The organism is Shewanella sp. UCD-KL21, assembly GCF_001957135.1.
Lineage (GTDB): Bacteria > Pseudomonadota > Gammaproteobacteria > Enterobacterales > Shewanellaceae > Shewanella.
In genome coordinates, this window is record NZ_MPHK01000047.1 from 1 (window position 1) to 2,335 (window position 2,335).

At 38.5% G+C, this 2,335-nt stretch carries 2 protein-coding genes and 1 pseudogene; 2 read left to right on the forward strand and 1 reads right to left on the reverse strand.

Annotated features, from left to right (window positions below; all coding sequences use genetic code 11):
• Positions 1 to 1,016: 1,016 nt before the first annotated feature.
• Together BM739_RS19740 and BM739_RS19745 are read left to right on the forward strand one after the other, a co-directional pair.
• Positions 1,017 to 1,397 (forward strand): hypothetical protein, encoded by a 381-nt coding sequence (locus tag BM739_RS19740; protein ID WP_076543311.1) that lies wholly within the window; start codon positions 1,017 to 1,019, stop codon positions 1,395 to 1,397.
• A gap of 137 nt (positions 1,398 to 1,534) precedes the next feature.
• Positions 1,535 to 2,041 carry a hypothetical protein gene (locus BM739_RS19745; RefSeq protein WP_076543312.1) on the forward strand — a complete coding sequence of 169 codons (507 nt, stop codon included), beginning with the start codon at positions 1,535 to 1,537 and terminating at the stop codon, positions 2,039 to 2,041.
• An 85-nt stretch (positions 2,042 to 2,126) separates the two neighbouring features.
• Here the strand turns inward: BM739_RS19745 and BM739_RS20390 are convergent.
• A pseudogene (locus BM739_RS20390) lies at positions 2,127 to 2,335 on the reverse strand (group II intron reverse transcriptase/maturase); the annotation flags it as partial.

Genomic DNA, 2,335 nt, shown 5'->3' on the forward strand with positions numbered 1-2,335 from the left:
GTTTCTCCTTGAATAAAGTTCTTCAAATTATCTTGCAACGGGAGACCAGTCGGAAGTGGGCTCACTTTCGTGATCAGACACCAGTCTGTATCTGCATCGTTACAATGCAGCTTTTGCTTTTTCCAACCTCCTATACCAGCATCACTATCGGCCATGTTGGCTTTCCCAAAGGGAGTGATACAGGCTTACCGTGTTCCGTATGTCGCGCAATGTCAGGTTAGATGCCCACTATAGTGCGAAGAGTTCAATGATCACGAAAGAGCATGGGGCAATCTCTTTCCGACTCTCATGCCTTTTTGGCTACAGCGTATTAACCACTTTCGCTGTTTCATCGTATAACGCACCTTATGCGGATTCACTTACGTTCATCATACTGACGACCTAGCACTTACCCAATTTATGGTTATCAGGAGGATCGTTCTCTCACGATTTAGATCCCGATTAGTCCATGACCAATCTTCGTTACATTGTCAGGCTCGCTACTTTATTCAGAGCCCTAGGTTCATCTGGTGATACAGATGGTTCACTCGTTAAGCGGTGAACAGCGCTTCATACGACTTCACGTCGCACGCCCCAAAACGTGCTAGCACGAACAACTAGGCGATCCCAAGCCAGTCAGCATAGTCTTACTGTTTCTGATCGTTTTTTGAAGAATTCACTTGCCATCCAAAAGACTGGTTGCCTACTGGCTTGTCGTCGAAGGTGGTATAATTGATTTTCTTCAAATTGAGATAATTCTCGCGCCAAAGGATGCGTAAAATGAGCTTTTTACGCATCGATAATTTTGTAACATTCGAGAAAACCCATACATATCAATCTACTGCGAATTTTTTTAAAGTGTTGTATAGACCGCGTAAACAAAGACGCATTCTTTCTCCGGCAGTATTTTGAGCATTACTTACGTTTTCACGAAAATATTCGATTTACAACAAGGACTTAGTGATGGTATCTTTGAGGTTTGAATTGAGCAGCCTGGAACATTATTGTGCTGCTATTGAATAAGCTGTTAGGTGCACATGGTATCTCCATATCGAGTACGACTAAAAACTAAGGTGAAAGTTAAATGGTTTATTCTATTTGCCTTAATCACAGCTTTAGTTTCAATAGTTATATTCAAGTTTGGGGACATAGGATCTTATTCTGTTACTGAAGGTCTATATTTTAAAGCTGAGATTATCTCTGTTAAAAAACACCGTGCGACTGGACCAACTAGAACAGGTTTTTCCGCTAAGTTAAATTTTACATCTGTAGTTTTAAATGCAGCTAAAAAGCGAGTTGAAGTTGGTAGTATGTGGCAAACAGAAAAAGGTGATGTTGTATGCGTTACTGAACTCATTAATTCGGAAAGTAAAAAAGTAGTTAATTACCTTGTGGTCACAGATGATAAGTGCACCTAACAAGCTAATTAATAAGGACAAAAAACAGTTGGCTGTTTTCGTTCCTCAACATTTTAGCCAACAATTTTTTGCCCATTATTAGGGCGTTAGATTTTTTAAGAGTATCTACGTTTAGCTCATTTATTAAGGTATAAAGAATGAATCAATCTGAAAGTTTACATAATCTTTATGCTGATTTTGGAATGACAGCAGAAAAATCTCAAGTTCTAGAGCTTGAGGCTGGAAATGTAATATTATCGTTTTTAGCAATTACAGTTGACCCTGAAAAAATAACAGACGAAGATAAAATTGGATATAAAAAATTAGTTGATGAAATTGATCGAAAAACACTTGGGAATTTACTTCAAAAAATTAAAAAAATAGTAGATTTTGATTCGAACTCTGAGAAAATTATATCTGATGCTTTAAAAAAACGAAATTATCTAGTGCATGAATTTTTCAAATCACATAATTATGCGATACATAGTGAATCTGGACGCAACGAAATGCGAAAAGAATTAAGTGATATTTCTACACTATTAGATCTAGCTCACCAACATTTAGAGTTAATATGTACTCTCTTGGAAAAAGTTAGCGGTAAAAATTTTGTTTCAGAAGTAAATCATAATGAATTAATAAAATTCGGCAAGGCAATAAAAATCTAATCGGGTAGCCGGAGGTATCTAACCTCCAGCCCCCACACCACCCTGCATGCGGCTCCGCACAGGGCGGTTCATTTAGAACGCCTAATTAAACTTTCTGGTTAGGATAGTGAACTGCGACCCATCCATCTCTTAGTGAATATAATCCTGCTTTCTTCAGATACTCATTACTCAGCGCTTGCTGGATCCCTGGTGTTTTTGAACTTCTCCATGGGCCTTTGCTTGTGATACCACAACCAACGGCCACTTGAATCTTGACGCCACGTTTAAGTAGGTTTTGCACCTTAGTCCGTGGTT

Coding starts and splice junctions, on each gene's coding strand:
- BM739_RS19740 (WP_076543311.1), top strand. CDS start 1,017: ATGGTATCTCCATATCGAGTACGACTAAAAACTAAGGTGAAAGTTAAA.
- BM739_RS19745 (WP_076543312.1), top strand. CDS start 1,535: ATGAATCAATCTGAAAGTTTACATAATCTTTATGCTGATTTTGGAATG.